Origin of the sequence: Candidatus Thiodictyon syntrophicum (assembly GCF_002813775.1) — a bacterium.
Taxonomy (GTDB): Bacteria; Pseudomonadota; Gammaproteobacteria; order Chromatiales; family Chromatiaceae; genus Thiodictyon; species Thiodictyon syntrophicum.
The window spans coordinates 3026644-3041867 of the sequence record NZ_CP020370.1; the positions used below are offsets into that span (position 1 = coordinate 3026644).

General features: G+C 67.1%; 17 protein-coding genes. 9 read left to right on the forward strand and 8 right to left on the reverse strand.

Annotated elements, in window-relative coordinates:
* Positions 1-94: 94 nt before the first annotated feature.
* The 7 genes from hyfB to uvrD form a co-directional block, all read right to left on the reverse strand.
* The gene (gene hyfB / locus THSYN_RS12795; RefSeq protein WP_236848880.1) at positions 95-2134 is read right to left on the reverse strand and encodes a hydrogenase 4 subunit B; all 2040 of its coding nucleotides are present in this window, start codon (positions 2132-2134) and stop codon (positions 95-97) included.
* Positions 2131-2439 carry a helix-turn-helix domain-containing protein gene (locus THSYN_RS12800; RefSeq protein WP_100919490.1) on the reverse strand — a complete coding sequence of 103 codons (309 nt, stop codon included), beginning with the start codon at positions 2437-2439 and terminating at the stop codon, positions 2131-2133. Before THSYN_RS12800 ends, hyfB begins: the two co-directional genes overlap by 4 nt.
* A gap of 389 nt (positions 2440-2828) precedes the next feature.
* On the reverse strand, positions 2829-3278 hold the full coding sequence (locus tag THSYN_RS12805) for a phosphate-starvation-inducible PsiE family protein (protein WP_100919491.1): 450 nt from the start codon (positions 3276-3278) through the stop codon (positions 2829-2831).
* Between the two features lie 184 nt (positions 3279-3462).
* Positions 3463-4008, reverse strand: coding sequence for an acyl-CoA thioesterase (locus THSYN_RS12810; RefSeq protein WP_236848881.1), 546 nt, complete (start codon positions 4006-4008; stop codon positions 3463-3465).
* 279 nt (positions 4009-4287) lie between these two features.
* Positions 4288-4896 (reverse strand): OLD family protein, encoded by a 609-nt coding sequence (locus THSYN_RS12815; RefSeq protein ID WP_216644747.1) that lies wholly within the window; start codon positions 4894-4896, stop codon positions 4288-4290.
* Positions 4893-5102 (reverse strand): hypothetical protein, encoded by a 210-nt coding sequence (locus THSYN_RS35290; RefSeq protein ID WP_216644748.1) that lies wholly within the window; start codon positions 5100-5102, stop codon positions 4893-4895. The genes THSYN_RS12815 and THSYN_RS35290 overlap by 4 nt, the downstream gene beginning before the upstream one ends.
* Positions 5103-5165: 63 nt before the next feature.
* Positions 5166-7346 (reverse strand): DNA helicase II, encoded by a 2181-nt coding sequence (gene uvrD, locus THSYN_RS12820; RefSeq protein WP_100919493.1) that lies wholly within the window; start codon positions 7344-7346, stop codon positions 5166-5168.
* A gap of 180 nt (positions 7347-7526) precedes the next feature.
* Here uvrD and THSYN_RS12825 point away from each other — a divergent pair, with 180 nt between their 5' ends.
* The 7 genes from THSYN_RS12825 to THSYN_RS12855 all read left to right on the forward strand — a co-directional run bounded on the left by THSYN_RS12825 (position 7527) and on the right by THSYN_RS12855 (position 11162).
* Positions 7527-7808 (forward strand): type II toxin-antitoxin system TacA family antitoxin, encoded by a 282-nt coding sequence (locus THSYN_RS12825; protein ID WP_100919494.1) that lies wholly within the window; start codon positions 7527-7529, stop codon positions 7806-7808.
* Positions 7805-8332 (forward strand): GNAT family N-acetyltransferase, encoded by a 528-nt coding sequence (locus tag THSYN_RS12830; protein WP_100919495.1) that lies wholly within the window; start codon positions 7805-7807, stop codon positions 8330-8332. The genes THSYN_RS12825 and THSYN_RS12830 overlap by 4 nt, the downstream gene beginning before the upstream one ends.
* A gap of 548 nt (positions 8333-8880) precedes the next feature.
* Positions 8881-9414, forward strand: coding sequence for a cache domain-containing protein (locus THSYN_RS12835; RefSeq protein ID WP_100919496.1), 534 nt, complete (start codon positions 8881-8883; stop codon positions 9412-9414).
* Positions 9415-9453: 39 nt separating this feature from the next.
* The gene (locus THSYN_RS12840; protein WP_100919497.1) at positions 9454-9825 is read left to right on the forward strand and encodes a histidine kinase; all 372 of its coding nucleotides are present in this window, start codon (positions 9454-9456) and stop codon (positions 9823-9825) included.
* A gap of 51 nt (positions 9826-9876) precedes the next feature.
* Positions 9877-10320, forward strand: a complete 444-nt coding sequence (locus tag THSYN_RS12845; protein ID WP_100919498.1) for a sensor histidine kinase — start codon at positions 9877-9879, stop codon at positions 10318-10320.
* A 10-nt stretch (positions 10321-10330) separates the two neighbouring features.
* A complete protein-coding gene (locus THSYN_RS12850) occupies positions 10331-10918 on the forward strand; it encodes a response regulator (protein ID WP_100919499.1) in 588 nt (195 codons plus the stop codon).
* Positions 10905-11162, forward strand: coding sequence for a hypothetical protein (locus THSYN_RS12855; protein WP_100919500.1), 258 nt, complete (start codon positions 10905-10907; stop codon positions 11160-11162). The genes THSYN_RS12850 and THSYN_RS12855 overlap by 14 nt, the downstream gene beginning before the upstream one ends.
* 109 nt (positions 11163-11271) lie before the next feature.
* Here THSYN_RS12855 and THSYN_RS12860 read toward each other — a convergent pair whose 3' ends face one another.
* A complete protein-coding gene (locus tag THSYN_RS12860) occupies positions 11272-11592 on the reverse strand; it encodes a nucleotidyltransferase domain-containing protein (protein WP_100919501.1) in 321 nt (106 codons plus the stop codon).
* Positions 11593-11787: 195 nt separating this feature from the next.
* On the opposite strand from THSYN_RS12860, the gene hemE reads away from it, so the two are divergent.
* Both hemE and THSYN_RS12870 read left to right on the forward strand, forming a co-directional pair.
* Entirely contained in the window at positions 11788-12858 is a 1071-nt protein-coding gene (gene hemE, locus THSYN_RS12865; RefSeq protein ID WP_100919502.1) for a uroporphyrinogen decarboxylase, read from the forward strand.
* A gap of 280 nt (positions 12859-13138) precedes the next feature.
* Positions 13139-15178, forward strand: coding sequence for a GumC family protein (locus tag THSYN_RS12870; protein ID WP_100919503.1), 2040 nt, complete (start codon positions 13139-13141; stop codon positions 15176-15178).
* Positions 15179-15224: the final 46 nt, after the last annotated feature.

A 15224-nucleotide genomic window follows, 5' to 3' on the forward strand; every position in this document is an offset into this window, starting at 1 on the left:
CTCGCACCCCAAATTGCATCGCTTCTCCGATTACGACAACGATTACGACAACGACAACGATTGTGCGTAACTTGTTCTTGGCCCGTTACTAGGTTCATGTGATGATCCATAAGAGCCCCACCAGGGTCGCCAGCGTCCAGCCGAGATAGACCCGGACACTGCCCGATTGCAGCAGCACCACCCGTCTGGCCGCCGACTCCACCGCCCGGGCGATCGGCAGATAGAGGAGCCCCCAGAAGCGGTCGCCGATATGCAGCCGATGGCGCAGCGTGCCGTCCTCTTGCCGGGTCATCGTTTCATCGATCTGGAACAGGAGCCCGAAGACCCGCCGGATCGGTTGGGCAAAGGCGGTGGCGGTGTACTGCATCCGCGGCGAGGGCGGCGCGAAACCGCAGTCCCAAGCATCGCTGCGGCGTATCCAGCGCACCGGTGCGCCGCGCGACCACAGATAGTTCAGGCCCCAAAAGACCGTGAGGCCGATCCCGGCGAGCATCAGCACGATCAGTGGGCCGCTATAGCTCGCGGTCTGCGGCGACACGGGGGTCAGCCACAGCCAACCGTAGGCGCTGGCCTGGGGCAGTCCGCCGCCCAGGATCGCCCGCGGCACGGCGTCGATCAGCCCGATGACCCAGGTCGGGAAGACCCCGAGCAGCAGGCACAGGAGCGCCAGGAAACCCTGACCGGCCTGCATCCCCCAGGGTCCCGGGCGGGCGCGCCGCACATGGCGCGAGCGCGCCTGACCGAGGAAGGCGACGCCATAGACCTTGACGAAGGTCACCGCCACCAGTGCCCCGGTCAGGGCCAGCACGGCGGAGGCGATGGGGATGAGGCTGCGCAGGACCCCGCTCTGGAGTTGCCAGGCCTGCAGCGCCGCCTGGAAGGTCAGCCACTCCGAGACGAAGCCGTTGAAGGGGGGTAGGGCGGAGATGGACAGGACCCCGACCAGGAAGAAGAGCCCGGTCCAGGGCTTGCGGCGCAAGAGCCCGCCCATCTGGTCCAGGTCGCGCTCGTGGGTGCTGTGCAGGATGGCCCCGGCACCCAGGAACAGGAGACCCTTGAACAGGGCATGGTTCAGGCAGTGATACAGGGCCGCGACGAAGGCGAGGGCGCCGAGCGAGCGGTAGCCGGTGCTGAGGAACACGAGGCTCAGGCCCAGCCCGATGAAGATGATCCCCAGGTTCTCGACCGAAGAATAGGCGAGCAGGCGTTTGAGATCGGTCTGCAGCAGGGCCGCGAGCACCCCGAACAGGGCCGAGAGGCAGCCGATGATCAGGACCACCACCCCCCACTGCCAGGGGAACTGCCCGATCAGGTCGAAGACGAAGCGGATGAACCCATAGACGGCGACCTTCAGCATCACCCCGGACATCAGGGCCGAGATGTGCGACGGGGCCACCGGGTGCGCCTCCGGCAGCCAGGCGTGTAGCGGCACCAACCCCGCCTTCATGCCGAAGCCCATGAAGGCGAGGGCGAAGGCGACCCCGGCCCAGATCGGCGGCAGTTCGGCGGCGCGCAGTTCGCTGAAGGAAAAGCCGGTGCCGAAGGCCGCCAGCACCCCGTAGCCGAGCAGGATCATGAGCCCGCCCACGTGGGCCATCAGCAGATAGAGGAAGGCGGCGCGCCGGTTGGCGCTGTGCTCGTGGTGATAGGCGACCAGGAAATACGACGAGAGCGACATCAGCTCCCAGGCGACCATGAACAGGAAGGCGTCGTCCGCCAGTACCACCATCAACATGCCGGTCAGGAAGAGCCCGCTGAAGCCGCCCAGGGCCGCCAGCGAATCGTGCCCGTGCTCGAAGCCGCGGACATAGGCCGGCGCATAGAGCCCGACCGCGCAGGTAACGACCCCGATCAGCAGCAGAAAGAACCCGGCCAGGGCATCGAGCCGCACATGCCAGGGCAGCCAGGGCAGGCCGAGCGGCAGGGTCGTCTGAATCGTGCCGCCCAGCACCAGGGCGATCAGCCCCGCCGCCAGTGCCGCGAGCCCGGCCAGCCCGAGCAGCGGGGTGGCCGCCAGCCGCAGGGTCGCGGGCACCCGCCTGGCGAGCAGCGACACCAGCGCGGAGGCCAGGGCCAGGACCACCGCGAGCCCGGCCAGGGCCAGGGCCTGCTCCATGGTCACGGCGCCGCTCATTGGCCGGACTCCGCCGGGGGCATCGGCAGCGGTTCGGCGATCGGCGGAGGCGTGCTCGCCGCCGCCCTGAGCCGCACCCCGCGCCCGCCGCCGCCGCTCGGTGAGCCCTCGGCGATGAACTCGACCCCGACCCGCTCCAATGCCTCCACCAGCTTTACCAGCGAGTCCACGTTCCCGCGCACCGTGCCCTCGCTCGCCTCCATGCGCTGGATCGTCGGCAGCGACAGCCCCGCCGCCTCGGCGAGGCGGCGTTGGTCGAGACCCAGCAAGGCGCGGGCGGCTCGGAGTTGGGCGGCGGTGAGCATGTGCAGAACATCGGTTGTGATGCGTGGGGCCTTAGAATAGCCAGTTTTGGCTTGAGGGGGCAAGGGCAAAACGTCGGGGGCGGGGGAACGGCCCCGTGCGGGGGGCCGCTGGCCGAAGCCCGGACCTCGCAGCCTGGCCCTCGTTGTCGTTGTCGTAATTGGAGAAGCGATGCACTTTGGGGTGCGAGAGAATCCGGGGCGCTAGTAGGGCGTTTCGTCTTATCTTGCGATTCGTCGGAGCCCCGAAGGGGCGTGACATACCAGCCCAGGGCAACGCCCTGGGTATGAGGCATATAGCGGGGCCCAGCCCTGAAAGGCCGTGACACAAGGAATTCCAGCCTACGGAGACGTTCAGGCTCCGGGATGGCGAGTGGGGGCTGCCCCGAGCCTCAGCCGCATGGCGGTCTTGGGGCCGCGTGCTCGGTATTTGCACTCTCGTCGCGCTCCGGCTCGTCGCAGTGATAACGCTGACTGAAGCGAATGACGAGGATGGCGACGCTGACCAACAGGATGGCGCCGCCCTCGAACAACAGATTCTCCATTGCGACGTTCTTGCCTTGCAGCACGATCAGCCGCGACAGGGCGGTCACGGCGATGAACATGGGATAGGTGAAGGGCACGCTGTGGCGGATGAAATAGACGTTCGCCATCGCCATGATCTCCAGAAAGATGAAGATCAGGAGTACGTCTTCCAGTTTCACCTGGCCATTACCGACAACCCCCATCACCAGTTGCCCGATCGCGAGCAGGGCCAAGCCGCCGACCAGCAGCAGGACGGCCTTCTCGACATAGCGGAAGAGAGTGGAGAGGAAGCGGTCGAGTTGTTGTTCTGGTTTCATGATCAGCCTTTAAGTAACGAGTCAATAACACGATAAACACAATCGTTGTCATTGTTAATCGAAATCGGAGAGGTGATGGATCTTAGGGTGCCACAGAATCCGAGGCGCTACGATGACCTCGATTACGACAACGACAACGACAACGATAACGATAACCGCAATAGCCAGTCCCTAATCGAATTTTTTAACTTGTGGGTCGCGTTGCCGACAGGTCAGTTGCCGGGGGCGGCGCGCCGGTCGCCGCCTGGTGCAGTTGGCGTATCTCATTGTGGCGTTTTTCGATCTCGCGGCGGAATTCGCGCCGCAGGGCGGCGGTTTCATAGCGTCGCCGCTCGTTCGGCGTCTCGATCTGGAGCGGCGGCACCCGGACCGGGCGGCCCTCGTCATCGACCGCGACCATCGTGAAATAGCAGGTCATCGCGTGCCGGGTGGTCTTGTGAATGATATCCTCGGTCATGACCCGGATGCCGATCTCCATGGAGGTGGTGCCCGTATAATTCACCGAGGCGAGGAAGGTCAGCAACTCCCCCACCCGCACCGGCTGCCGAAAAAACACCTGATCCACGGACAGCGTGACCACATAATGATTGCAGTAGCGCGAGGCGCAGGCATAGGCCGCCTGATCGAGCAGGCGCAGGGTGGCTCCGCCGTGGACGTGGCCCGAGAAATTGGCCATATCCGGCGTCATCAGCAGGGTCATGGTCAGGGTCTTGTGCTGCATTTCCGTCATCAAGTTTACCTCTTTCTCGTTGCCCCGCGCCGCGACTGTGCAAGTATCCCCGTAGGATGGGTAGAGCGCAGCGAAACCCATCGCTTGCGTCGGTATGTCATGCCCTGCCCATATAATCAGGAAAACAAGCACGGACGCACCGTCGCTCGCATTCTTCCCAACTCGCCTAGATTACAGTCGAGTTCCTGCTGACTCCAGGTCGTCATGGTATCGGCTACACAATCTGCCGATTGGCGTCATCCTCCGGCAGTACCAGAACATGCGGACCCCAACGATTTATCATGGAATGATGTCGCCGGTGATCAAGGCCTCGGCAAGATTACCGTGGGGCTTAATGTCGTCGAGCCTGGTCAGCAGGGTCGGCTCGAGGTGGCTCTTGCGATGGAGCACAAAGGTGTTTTCGTCGGAAAACCGGAGAATGGCCTCGGGATTGTGCGAGGTCACCATCAGTTGCCCCGAGTCACCGAATTCGCTGCGCAGTTCTGTCACGAACCGTCCGACTTCCGAGATCGAGAGGTAGTTGTCCGGCTCGTCCCAGAAGCAGAACAGAGGTCCGTAGACGCGATTGGCGGAGAGCACTAATGCCCCCAAGAGAAAACACTTCTCACCGTCAGATAAATTGATAAAGGGGACGGTCAGCCGGGCTTGGTCTTTCTTGAACGAAATATTTATGCGCGTGATGTTGGGTCCGATCTGGACGTGTTCTATTTCCCCGAAGTCCGCCATAATGTCCCTGAGGTGTCGGTCGATCTGCGCGTAAGCGGCCGGCTTTCTCCCAAGAACCCCGGAGAACCAATCCCCGATGTCGGCACCGTCGACCCGGGGCTCAAGGGTGCCGTCCGTCGCGTCGCCGGTCATTTGCGCGGGAATCGGCGCCAAAATGATCATTTGCGCCAGCCAGCGTTTGAAGGTGCAAAAAGATCGCCGACCCGACTGATGCCGCGGCCGATTTTCTGGAGGTTGGTCAACGCCAAGCGAACGGTCGATTTGCCGGTGCCATTTTCTCCGAATAGCGGCGCCGTCGGTAACTCCCTCGTGACGATCTCGAAATTTTCCAGACATCTGAAATTATGAACATATAATCGTTCGATCATGTCGCGTCCTCCGCTCGCAGTTGCTCGGTATCCGGTGATGCGCCTTGTCGGTGCCCAGCGACGCTACCCCGCAGGTTCCAGTCGCGCATAAGCGAGCACCAGCCATTTCGAGCCGACCCCCTGGAAGTTGACCTGGATCCGCGCCTGAGCCCCGCGCCCCTCGCTATTGAGCACCACGCCCTCCCCGAACTTGGGGTGCGTGACCCGCTGACCAAGGTGGAAGCCGCCGGTATCGCCGCCCCCCATGACCCCGGCCGCGGCGGGCACTGGCGCGCGGGCCGCCGCCGGGCGGGAGACCCCGCGCCCGCGCACCTCCTCCATCAATTCCGGCGGGACCTCGCGCAGGAAGCGCGAGGGTTGCGGGTAGGACTCCTTGCCATAGAGCCGCCGCGATTCGGCGTGCGTCACATAGAGCCGGTGCATGGCGCGGGTCATGCCGACATAGCAGAGTCGGCGCTCTTCTTCCAGCCGCGCCGGGTCCTGCGCCGACATGCTGTGGGGGAAGAGCCCTTCCTCCAGACCGACCAGGAAGACGTTGGGGAACTCCAGGCCCTTGGCACTGTGCAGGGTCATGAGTTGGACGGCGTCGCTGAATGGATCGGCCTGGGCCTCGCCCGCCTCCAGGGCGGCATGTGACAGAAAGGCACCGAGCGGGTCGGCCTCGTCGTCCTCGACCTCCTGGCGGAAGCGCCCGGCGGTCTCCACGAACTGGCCCAGGTTCTCGACCCGGTCCTCGCCCTTGCCGTCCTTCGCCTTCATATAGAAGTCCGCAAGGGCCGCGGCCTCGATCACATGGGTGGCGGTTTCGGCCAGGTCCAGGTCCCGGGTCGCCGCTTGGGCGTTGCGGATCAGGTCGACGAAGTGGACCAGGGTGGCGGTGCCGCGGGGGCCCAGGGCGCCCGCGGCGATCAGGTCCTGCGCCGCCTGCCACAGTGAGACCGCCGAGCCGCGCGCCCGCTCGCGCAGCAGATCCAGGGTCCGCTCCCCGATGCCGCGCGTAGGGGTGTTGATGACGCGCTCGAAGGCGCCGTCGTCGTCCGGGTTGTTCAGCAGGCGCAGATAGGCGAGCGCGTCGCGCACCTCCGCGCGCTCGAAGAAGCGCAGTCCGCCGTAGACCCGGAAGGGGACCTGGGCGTTCATCAGGGCCTCCTCGAACAGTCGCGACTGGGCGGTGGTGCGGTAGAGGATGGCGCACTCGGCGCGCCGGTAGCCCTCCTCGGTGCTGTACTTGCGGATGCGCTCGACCACGAAGCGCGCCTCGTCCACCTCGTTGAAGGCGGCATAGCGGCGGATCGGCTCACCCTCGCCGTCCGCCGTCCACAGATTCTTGCCGAGCCGGCCCGGGTTGCGGGCGATCAGTGCATTGGCGGCCTTGAGGATGGTGCCGGTGGAGCGGTAGTTCTGCTCGAGGCGGACCACCTGGCTGCCGGGAAAGTGCCGCTGCAGGGACTGGATATTCTCCACCCGCGCCCCGCGCCAGCCGTAGATCGACTGGTCGTCGTCGCCGACCGCGAACAGGTTGTCGTTGGGGCCGACCAGGAGCCGCAACCAGGCGTACTGGATGGCGTTGGTGTCCTGGAACTCGTCCACCAGGACGTGGCGGAAGCGCTCCCGGTAGTGATGGAGGATGTCCGCGCGCTCGCGCAGGAGTTCGTGGGCGCACAGCAGCAGATCCGCGAAGTCCAGGAGCCCGCCGCGCGTGCGCGCCGCCTCGTACTCCCGGTAGACGGCGACCATCTGTGTTAGATAGCGATCACCGGCCGCGTCCACATGGTCCGGGCGCAGCCCCTCGTCCTTCTGCTTGTTGATGAAACTCTGGACCTGGCGGGGCGGCCAGTTGGACTCGTCCAGTTCCAGGGCCTTCAGGATGCGCTTGATCAGCCGGAACTGGTCGTCGCCGTCCAGGATCTGGAAGTGCTGGGGCAGGCCCGCGTCCTGCCAGTGGGCGCGCAGGAAACGGTGGGTGAGCCCGTGAAAGGTGCCCACCCACATGCCGCCCACCGGGTGGCCCAGCATCTCCTCAATGCGGGTGCGCATCTCGCGCGCCGCCTTGTTGGTGAAGGTGACCGCCAGCAGCGACCAGGGCGGTACATTTTCCACCTGGATCAGCCAGGCGATGCGGTGCACCAGCACGCGCGTCTTGCCGCTGCCGGCACCGGCCAGCACCAGGCGGGTACCCATCGCGGCGGTGACCGCCTCGCGCTGGGCATCGTTCAAGGGATCGAGAATGTGGGAAACGTCCATGGCGGCATTCTACGCGACCGCGCGGGTCCCGCGCGCGGGCGCGCCGGTTGGGTCCGGGGGTGCCATCAGGCGGAACCAGCGGTTTGACGCGGCCTACGGCTCCGATGTCGGTTTCCTGGGAAAGTGAGTACAATCGGAGTACACTTTGTTCGGCTTCAGTGGCAACTTCCGGAGTTTTGCATGAGTACCACCACGACCAAAGACGGCCGCCTCAACATCCGCTGCGACTCCCGTGCCCGGCAACTGCTCGACCGGGCGGCGGCCTACGCGCAGACCAGCGTGTCCGATTTTGTGCTGACACACGCCTTGGCCAGCGCCGAGGAGGTGGTGCAGGCCAATGAGTCGATTACCCTGCGTGCGTCTGATTTTCAGGCATTTCTCGCCGCCCTCGACGCGCCCGCCGAGCCCAACGCCGCGCTCGGGCGTGCCTTCGACCGTCATGCGGAGCAAGTCAAACAATGACCGGCTACCGCATCCGCCCGCTGGATGCGGCGCTGGACGCGGCGGCCTTTCGTTGCGGACAACCCGCTCTCGATGACTACATTCGCCGCTATGCCTCGCAGGATGTTCGCCGCGGTGTCGCACGGGTCTTCGTCGCCGCGCCCGACGCCGATTCGCACCGTTTGGCGGGGTTCTTTGCGCTCAGTGCCGGCAGTGTGAATTGTTCAGACCTTCCGCCGAATCTGGCGCGCACGTTGCCCCGCTATCCAGTACCCGTGGCCTTGCTGGGTCGACTCGCAGTCGATGCGGCTTTTCAGGGCCGCGGCCTGGGCTCGATCCTGCTTGCGGATGCCTGCGGCAAGGTCGCGGGCGCCAGCGCGGTCCTGGCGGTCGTCGGTATTGTCGTCGATGCCAAGGATGAGCCGGCGGCGGCCTTCTATCGGCACTTCGGCTTTACGCCGTTACCGGGGCGGTCCGAGCGACTGTTCCTGCCCGCCAAGGCCTATTCGTCTCAGCGAGTCGGAATGAGTCTGTTAAAATCCTGATCGGTCATGCCCGACGATTCCACCGATAATGCCGCCGGCCATTGTCCCTACGATCGGAACGGCGCTACCGATAGTGGCGCCGGTAGCGGCGCCCGCCATCCAGCCGCCTGCCCCAGCCGCTACACCTCCGGCATTGACAATGAGATTCTTGCTGAACTATGCAAAACAACGACGCGACAAGCATTCTCTAGTGGTTTGTTGAACTGAAGCCGTTAAGTTAAACGCCGCAGCCCAAGCGCCTGGAGTCCAAGGCTTCAGCCTTGGCGCGCGCCAAGGCTGAAGCCTTGGACTCCAGGCAGAGGCGACCATGCACGGGGGCGGGACGCCCCCGCTCTTTTCCCAACCCGGCACCGCTCCCCACCCTTCGGGCGGCTCGGCTCAGTCGTTCGCGGCCGTCCCGCCGCCCGGCCCGCGGTGCCACGCCGCGCCACGCGCTGTCTGCCCCGGTCGCGCACATGAATCTCGCCCAACTCTGTGGCAACATGGGGTCCGGGTCTGATCCCGAGGAGAGGTTGCAAGTGAACGCCCGCTAGCCCGCCATCCCCACCATGTCATTGAAACGCCGCATCCTCCTGTTGACCATCCTGCCCCTGCTGCTGATGGCGGGGGTCATCGGCCTGGCCTGGTGGAAGTCCGCGGAGATGGCGCAGACTCAAAGCCGCCTGTTCCGGGAACGCCTGGTCGAGGCGTGGCAGGACGAACTGCGCCGCCTGCTCGACCTGGCCGGCAGCACCATAGCCCCGATCCTGACGCAGGCCGCGTTGCACCCGGAGAAGGACCCGGCGTCCGCCCAGGCCGAGGTCAAACGCATCCTCACCGACTTGCACTTCGGGGCCGACGGCTATTTCTTTCTCTACGACGCGATCGGGGTCTGCCTGGCCCACCGTCTCAAGCCGGACCTGGTGGGCAAGACCCTCCTGGACCACCGCGACGGCCGCGGCTGCTATCTCGTGCGCGAACTGCTGGCGGTCGCCGCCCACGGCGGGGGGCGCATCTATGAGGATCAGGACACGCTCGGCTGCTATGTGCTCGCGGCACTGCAACCGGGCGACCCGGGCGGCGGCTTTCTGCGCTATCGGTAGGAACACCCCCTGACCGGGCGGGAGGAGGAGAAGCTGGGGTTGGTCGAACTGCTCCCGGTCTGGGGCTGGATGCTTGGTACCGGGCTGCATTACGACACCATCAATCAGGGCGTCGCCAGGGAGCGGGCCCGGCTGAAGGCCGGCATCGGCTCCACCTTCGGCGCCATCGTGGCGGTCCTGGCGCTGATTACCCTGGTTGCCGCCGTGCTGGTCCTGCTGACCAACCTGCACCAGGGCCGGCTCGCCAGCCGGCACCTGCAGTCCCTGGTTCACCACTACATCAGCCAGCAGATCGCCGAGCGCCGCGGGTTCGCCCGCGAGTTGCACGACGGCATCAACCAGTTGATCGCGGCCGCCAAGTACCGTATCGAGGCGGCCCTGACCCAGGCCGCGCAAGGCCAGGCCGAGTAACGCGAGACCCTCGCGGGCGCCCTGGGGACCCTGGACGCGGCGATTGCGCAAGTGCGCAGCGTCTCGCACAATCTGCGCCCCGCGGAGCTCGACGACCTGGAACTGGAGCCGGCGCTCAAGGAACTGCTCGCTGGGTTCAGCGCGGGTACCGGCATCGCCGCCGACCTGGTCTTTGCGTGGGACGGCCCGCCGCTGGGCGAGATCGTGGAGACCCAGCTCTACCGGGTGGTCCAGGAGGCCCTGATGAATATCGAAAAGCACGCACGGGCGTCGCACGTCAGGGTGGAACTGGGCGGCGTCGGCCGGTCGGTCCGGCTGGCGGTCACGGACGACGGCCGTGGCTTCGATGTGGCCGGCGCGGCGGCGGCCCCCGGCATCGGTCTGCGCAACATGCGCGAGCGCTTCGAGCTGCTGGGCGGTCAGTGGCGGATCGACAGCGCACCGGGGCAGGGGACCCGCATCGAGGGCGAAATCCCGGTCCCCATCACCCGCTGAAGGAGGCAACATGAGCGAGCCTGTCGTCGCGCCCATCCGGGTCCTGATCGTCGATGACCACCCGCTGTTGCGCGACGGTGTCGGCGCCTGCCTGCGCCAAGACCCCGGGATCGCGCTGGTCGGGCAGGCGGGCAACGGCGAGGAGGCCTTGCAGGAGGCGGCGCGTCTGCGCCCGGACCTGATCCTGATGGACATCGGCATGGGGGGCATGGACGGGATCGAGGCGACCCGTCGGCTCTGCGCCGCGCTGCCGCAGACCCGTATCCTGATCCTGACCATGCACGACAAGCCCCACTATGTGACGCAGAGCCTCGCGGCCGGGGCGCGCGGCTATGTGCTCAAGAGCGCCGGCGGCGCCGAACTGCTGTGCGGCATCCGCGCTCTGCACCAGGGCGCGCTCTATTTCAGCAAGGGGGTCGACTATCCGCCCAAGCGGGACGTCCCGAACCTCCTGACCAGGCGCGAGATCGAGGTCCTGTGTCTCACCGCCCAAGGCCTGTCCGCCCTGCGAGGCGCTGGGCGCGCTGTTCCCGTGCAGCCCCCTGGAGACCAAGGGGTCGCAGGACAACGTCGAGCGGCTGAAGGTGCCGCTGGATGATCCGGGCGCGGTCGACCTGGGCTTCGTCCAAGGCGACGTGGCCGACCAGCTCCAGCAGGAGCCCGGGTTCAATGACCGCTTCGTCGTCGTGCGCAGTATCGCCGGCGAGGCCGTGCTGCTGGTCATGACCCCGGAGACCGCGGCGGTCAGAAACTGGGCCGGGTCAAGGACGCCGCATTCCTGCTGTCACGATCGCGGCGTACGGCCTCCAACGTATGACAGTGGAGCGAGCGATAAGGCTTGATCTCTGGTTTCAGGGACACTTTGCCAGTGCCCGGTGCACATGGTCGAGGACGCCTCCGGCGCACGCGACGGCTTCGCACGCCTCCGCCGCTTGCGGCTCGGAGGCGTGGTCATCCATAGAGGACGATACCCCGCGTCAGCACGTCGCGATCCAGCGTCGAGGCGACGGCGGCATTGCGTACGGATTCGGCCCGGGTGCGCACGACCAAGTCCACCGGCGCCTTGACGCCATGCAGTGCATGGTAGGCCCTGCGGGCCAGGCGGTAGGGCGGCTCCGCCTGATCGGGCACGATGATATAGAAGTCCAGATCGCTCTCCGCATGGGGCGACCCCCAGGCATAGGAACCGAACAGCAGGATGCGCTCGGGCGCCAGCGCCGCGACGATCCGTGCGGTGATGTCTCGTATCTTGGCGTCGTCGGCCGGCTGCATGGGGGACCTCTGGGTTCACCTGACGGGGATTTCGATCGTCTACGCCGTGGATTCAGGGCTCAGGGCAGTCCCCGACGCCGCGCCGCGCCTTCCCTGCGGCCTGATGCCCCGCCCTGGTGTATCCTTGGCACCTACTCAGCGACCGATCCCGACCGATCCGTCGCGCCCAACCCCAGCCCTGGAAGCCCCTGCACCGTGACCCAGCTCAAGAACGATACCTTCCTGCGCGCGCTGCTGCGCGAGCCCGTGGACTACACCCCCGTCTGGATGATGCGCCAGGCCGGGCGCTACCTGCCCGAGTACCGCGCCACCCGCACCCGGGCGGGCAGCTTCATGGATCTCTGCATGAACCCGGAACTGGCCTGCGAGGTCACGCTCCAGCCGCTGGAGCGCTTTCCGCTCGACGCGGCCATCCTGTTCTCCGACATCCTGACGATCCCGGACGCCATGGGCCTGGGGCTCTATTTTGCAGAGGGGGAGGGGCCGCACTTCGACACCCCGGTACGCACCGAGGCCGACGTGGCGCGGATCGCGGTGCCGGACCCCGAGGTCGAGTTGCGCTATGTGATGGACGCGGTGAGCCTGATCCGGCGGGAACTTAAGGGGCGGGTGCCGCTGATCGGCTTCTCGGGCAGCCCCTGGACGCTCGCGACCTACATGGTGGAGGGGGGCGGCAGCAAGACCTATGCTCACACCAAGGCGATGATGTACGACCGCCCGCAACTGCTCCACGCCCTGCTGACAAAGGTCGCAGACGCCGTGGCCGTCTATCTCAACGCCCAGATCGCCCGCGGCGCCCAGGCGGTGATGGTCTTCGATACCTGGGGCGGCGCCCTGACCCCGGCCAAGTACCAGGAGTTCTCGCTCGCCTACATGCAGCGCGTGGTGGCGGGCCTGACCCGGGAGGCCGAGGGACGGCGGGTGCCGGCGGTGCTGTTCACCAAGAACGGCGGTCAGTGGCTGGACCGGATGGCCGACACCGGCTGCGACGCCCTGGGCGTGGACTGGACCACGGACCTGGCCGACGCCCGCCGCATGGTGAAGGATCGGGTGGCCCTCCAGGGCAACCTGGACCCCTGCGTCCTCTACGCCTCCCCCGAGCGGATTCGCGAGGAGGTGGCGGCGGTGCTCGCGAGCTTCGGCCACGGCAGCGGCCATGTGTTCAACCTGGGGCACGGCATCACGCCGGATGTCGACCCGGACCATGCGGGGGCCATGGTGGCCGCGGTCCATGAGCTGAGCCCGGCCTACCACCGGGGGGGTTGAGTCCGCTCCGGCGGCACCGCGGCGCTGCCGCCTGGTTTCCTCCAGCAGCGTTGCCCGGACCACTGACGTAGGGTGCGCCGCGCGCACCCACAGAGGCCGCGGTCGGTCGCAGGGAGACCGGAGGTCGAGGCTTTAGCCGGTCGCTATCGCATCGGCTTGGCCCTGGTCCGGCTAAGCCTCGACCTCCAGTGCGCAACGGCGGACCCTCCCGGTAGCGGCCGGTTGTGTCTGCGCTCGATGATCGGCGCGTTTCGCGCCAAGGTCTACCAGGAGCCCCAGGATGCCAACATCAGATCGCCCGCTGGTCGCCCATGATGAGCGCGACACCGGCCCCGCGGTTCCTCAGGTGGAACTGTTGTCGCGGGCGCCGGGTCCCGCGACGGTGCGCGAGCCGCTGCGCCAGGCGGCCCGTTTCAGGCTCTTCGCGGTGGTCTTCACCCTGGTCCTGGTCGGCGGGTCCCTGTGGAATTTCACCCGCCCAGCCCAGTACCGGGCGACGGCGACCGTGCTGATCGAGGTCCCCGAGGGGATCGGCTTCACTGCCGGGACGCTCGGTGCCGACCCCCAGAACGTCGCGGTCCAGGGCCGTATCCTGCTGGCCCAGGACCTCCTGGCGGACACCCTGGCGCGGGCGCTGTCCATTGACCCGGGGCTCAGCGCCCTGGACCCGGACGGCCTGCGGCGGCTCTTGGACGTCCAGCCGACCGCGGGGACCAATCTGGTCGAGTTGAGCGCCGTCGGCCCGGCCCCGGCGCAACTCGCGGTCCTGGTGAACGCCTGGATCGAGGCCTATCTGGCCCGGCGACAGACCCAGATCGAGGGCGACGTCGGGGCGGTCCAGGCGCGGCTCCAAGAGGAATACGACCGCCTCGACGCCCAGAAGCGGGAGAAGGCCGCGGCGCTCGACCGTTACCGCCAGGAACACAGCATCGACACCATGGAGCAGGCGGGCAACCAGGCCCCGGCGCGGCTCGACGCCCTGACCAAGGATCTCAACACCGCGCGGGCCGATGAGGTGAAGGCGCAGTCCCAACTCACGGCCTTGGACGAGGCGATCGCCCGCGGAGAGCAGGTCGTGCCGCCCGCCGAGCAGGGCGCCGTGCAGCAGATGGAGCAGGAGGCGGCCAAGCGCCGCGCCGATCTCGCGGTCCTCTCCCAGCGTTACACCAAGGTCTACCTGGACAGCGAGCCGAGCCTGAAGGAACTGCCCGGCGAGTTGGCCCGGTTGGAGGCACGGATCAAAGAGCAACTGACCAAGGGGCAGAACTATTTGCGTTCCGGGCTGACCCGGGAGTTGGACCGGGCGCGCCGCCAGACCCGCCTCCTGGAGCAACAGCTCGGCGTGCAGCGCTCCGAGGCGTCGCGTTTCACCGCCCGCTTTGCCCGCTACGAGACCCTGAAACAGGACCTGGCGCGGGTCGATGAACAGCATCGCGACCTGGAAAAGCGCCTGCTCGAGGTCAAGACCAAGGCCCCGGCCCGGTATGCCCAGGTCAAGGTGGTGGAGCCCGCCTTTGCCCCCCGCCGCCCCTTCCAGCCCGATTATTGGCGGGACTTCCTCTACAACCTGGTCGCCGCGGGGGTGACGGCGCTCCTGGCCATCCTGCTCCTGGAGTTCCTGACCAGGCGCGAACGCTCGCAGGAGGAACAGCAGCCGGTCACCGGGGTGCGGGTCTTTGCACCACAGCCGACGGCCCAGGCCCTGACCGAGCCTGCCGTCGACCAGGCCTTCGCCGCCCGGCGGGCCCCCGAGGCCCTGGACGCGGATGAGGTGCGGCGCCTGCCGGGTGCCATCGAGCGCGAGTTGCTGGCGGCCGAGGTCCGCGCCCTGACCGAGCTCGCGGACCCGGCGACCCGGCAATTGATCGGCCTGCTCCTGTCCGGGCTCACTCCGCGGGAGTGCGCGGACCTGGACGAGACGGACATCGATCTCGCGGGCGGGCAGGTACGGGTGCCCGGTGACGGGCGCGTGCTCGCCCTGAGCCCGGCCCTGGCCGCGCTGCTGGCCGGGCATCAGCCCGTCCCCCTGTGGTCCGGAGACCCGGCGGCCGGGGGGGCCCCGGGGCTCATGGCGCGCATCGGGCTCCTGGCCCACGACGCGGGTCTGTCACACCCCGCGGAGGTGGACGCCGCCGCGCTGCGCCACACCTACATCTGCTACCTGGTGCGCCAGGGCGCCCGCCTGACCGAGATCGAACGGATCATCGGCCGCCTCCCGGCCGCGGAACTGGCCCGCTACGGCGTCTACAGCCCGGCCGGCGCGGCCAAGCCGCTGGGGCAGGTCGCGCTGGACTATCCGGGCTTTGCCGACCGTAGCTGATCCTGCGGGTCAGCGGCGGGTCTTGACCATAACGCCGGCCAAGCGC

Bases quoted from the DNA above. Each gene is read 5' to 3' on its own strand.
- hyfB (WP_236848880.1), bottom strand. From the start codon at position 2,134: ATGAGCGGCGCCGTGACCATGGAGCAGGCCCTGGCCCTGGCCGGGCTC.
- THSYN_RS12850 (WP_100919499.1), top strand. From the start codon at position 10,331: ATGAGCGAGCCTGTCGTCGCGCCCATCCGGGTCCTGATCGTCGATGAC.
- THSYN_RS12830 (WP_100919495.1), top strand. From the start codon at position 7,805: ATGACCGGCTACCGCATCCGCCCGCTGGATGCGGCGCTGGACGCGGCG.
- uvrD (WP_100919493.1), bottom strand. From the start codon at position 7,346: ATGGACGTTTCCCACATTCTCGATCCCTTGAACGATGCCCAGCGCGAG.
- THSYN_RS12805 (WP_100919491.1), bottom strand. From the start codon at position 3,278: ATGAAACCAGAACAACAACTCGACCGCTTCCTCTCCACTCTCTTCCGC.
- THSYN_RS12835 (WP_100919496.1), top strand. From the start codon at position 8,881: ATGTCATTGAAACGCCGCATCCTCCTGTTGACCATCCTGCCCCTGCTG.
- THSYN_RS12815 (WP_216644747.1), bottom strand. From the start codon at position 4,896: ATGATCATTTTGGCGCCGATTCCCGCGCAAATGACCGGCGACGCGACG.
- THSYN_RS12825 (WP_100919494.1), top strand. From the start codon at position 7,527: ATGAGTACCACCACGACCAAAGACGGCCGCCTCAACATCCGCTGCGAC.
- THSYN_RS12800 (WP_100919490.1), bottom strand. From the start codon at position 2,439: ATGCTCACCGCCGCCCAACTCCGAGCCGCCCGCGCCTTGCTGGGTCTC.
- THSYN_RS12810 (WP_236848881.1), bottom strand. From the start codon at position 4,008: ATGACGGAAATGCAGCACAAGACCCTGACCATGACCCTGCTGATGACG.
- THSYN_RS12870 (WP_100919503.1), top strand. From the start codon at position 13,139: ATGCCAACATCAGATCGCCCGCTGGTCGCCCATGATGAGCGCGACACC.
- THSYN_RS35290 (WP_216644748.1), bottom strand. From the start codon at position 5,102: ATGATCGAACGATTATATGTTCATAATTTCAGATGTCTGGAAAATTTC.
- THSYN_RS12860 (WP_100919501.1), bottom strand. From the start codon at position 11,592: ATGCAGCCGGCCGACGACGCCAAGATACGAGACATCACCGCACGGATC.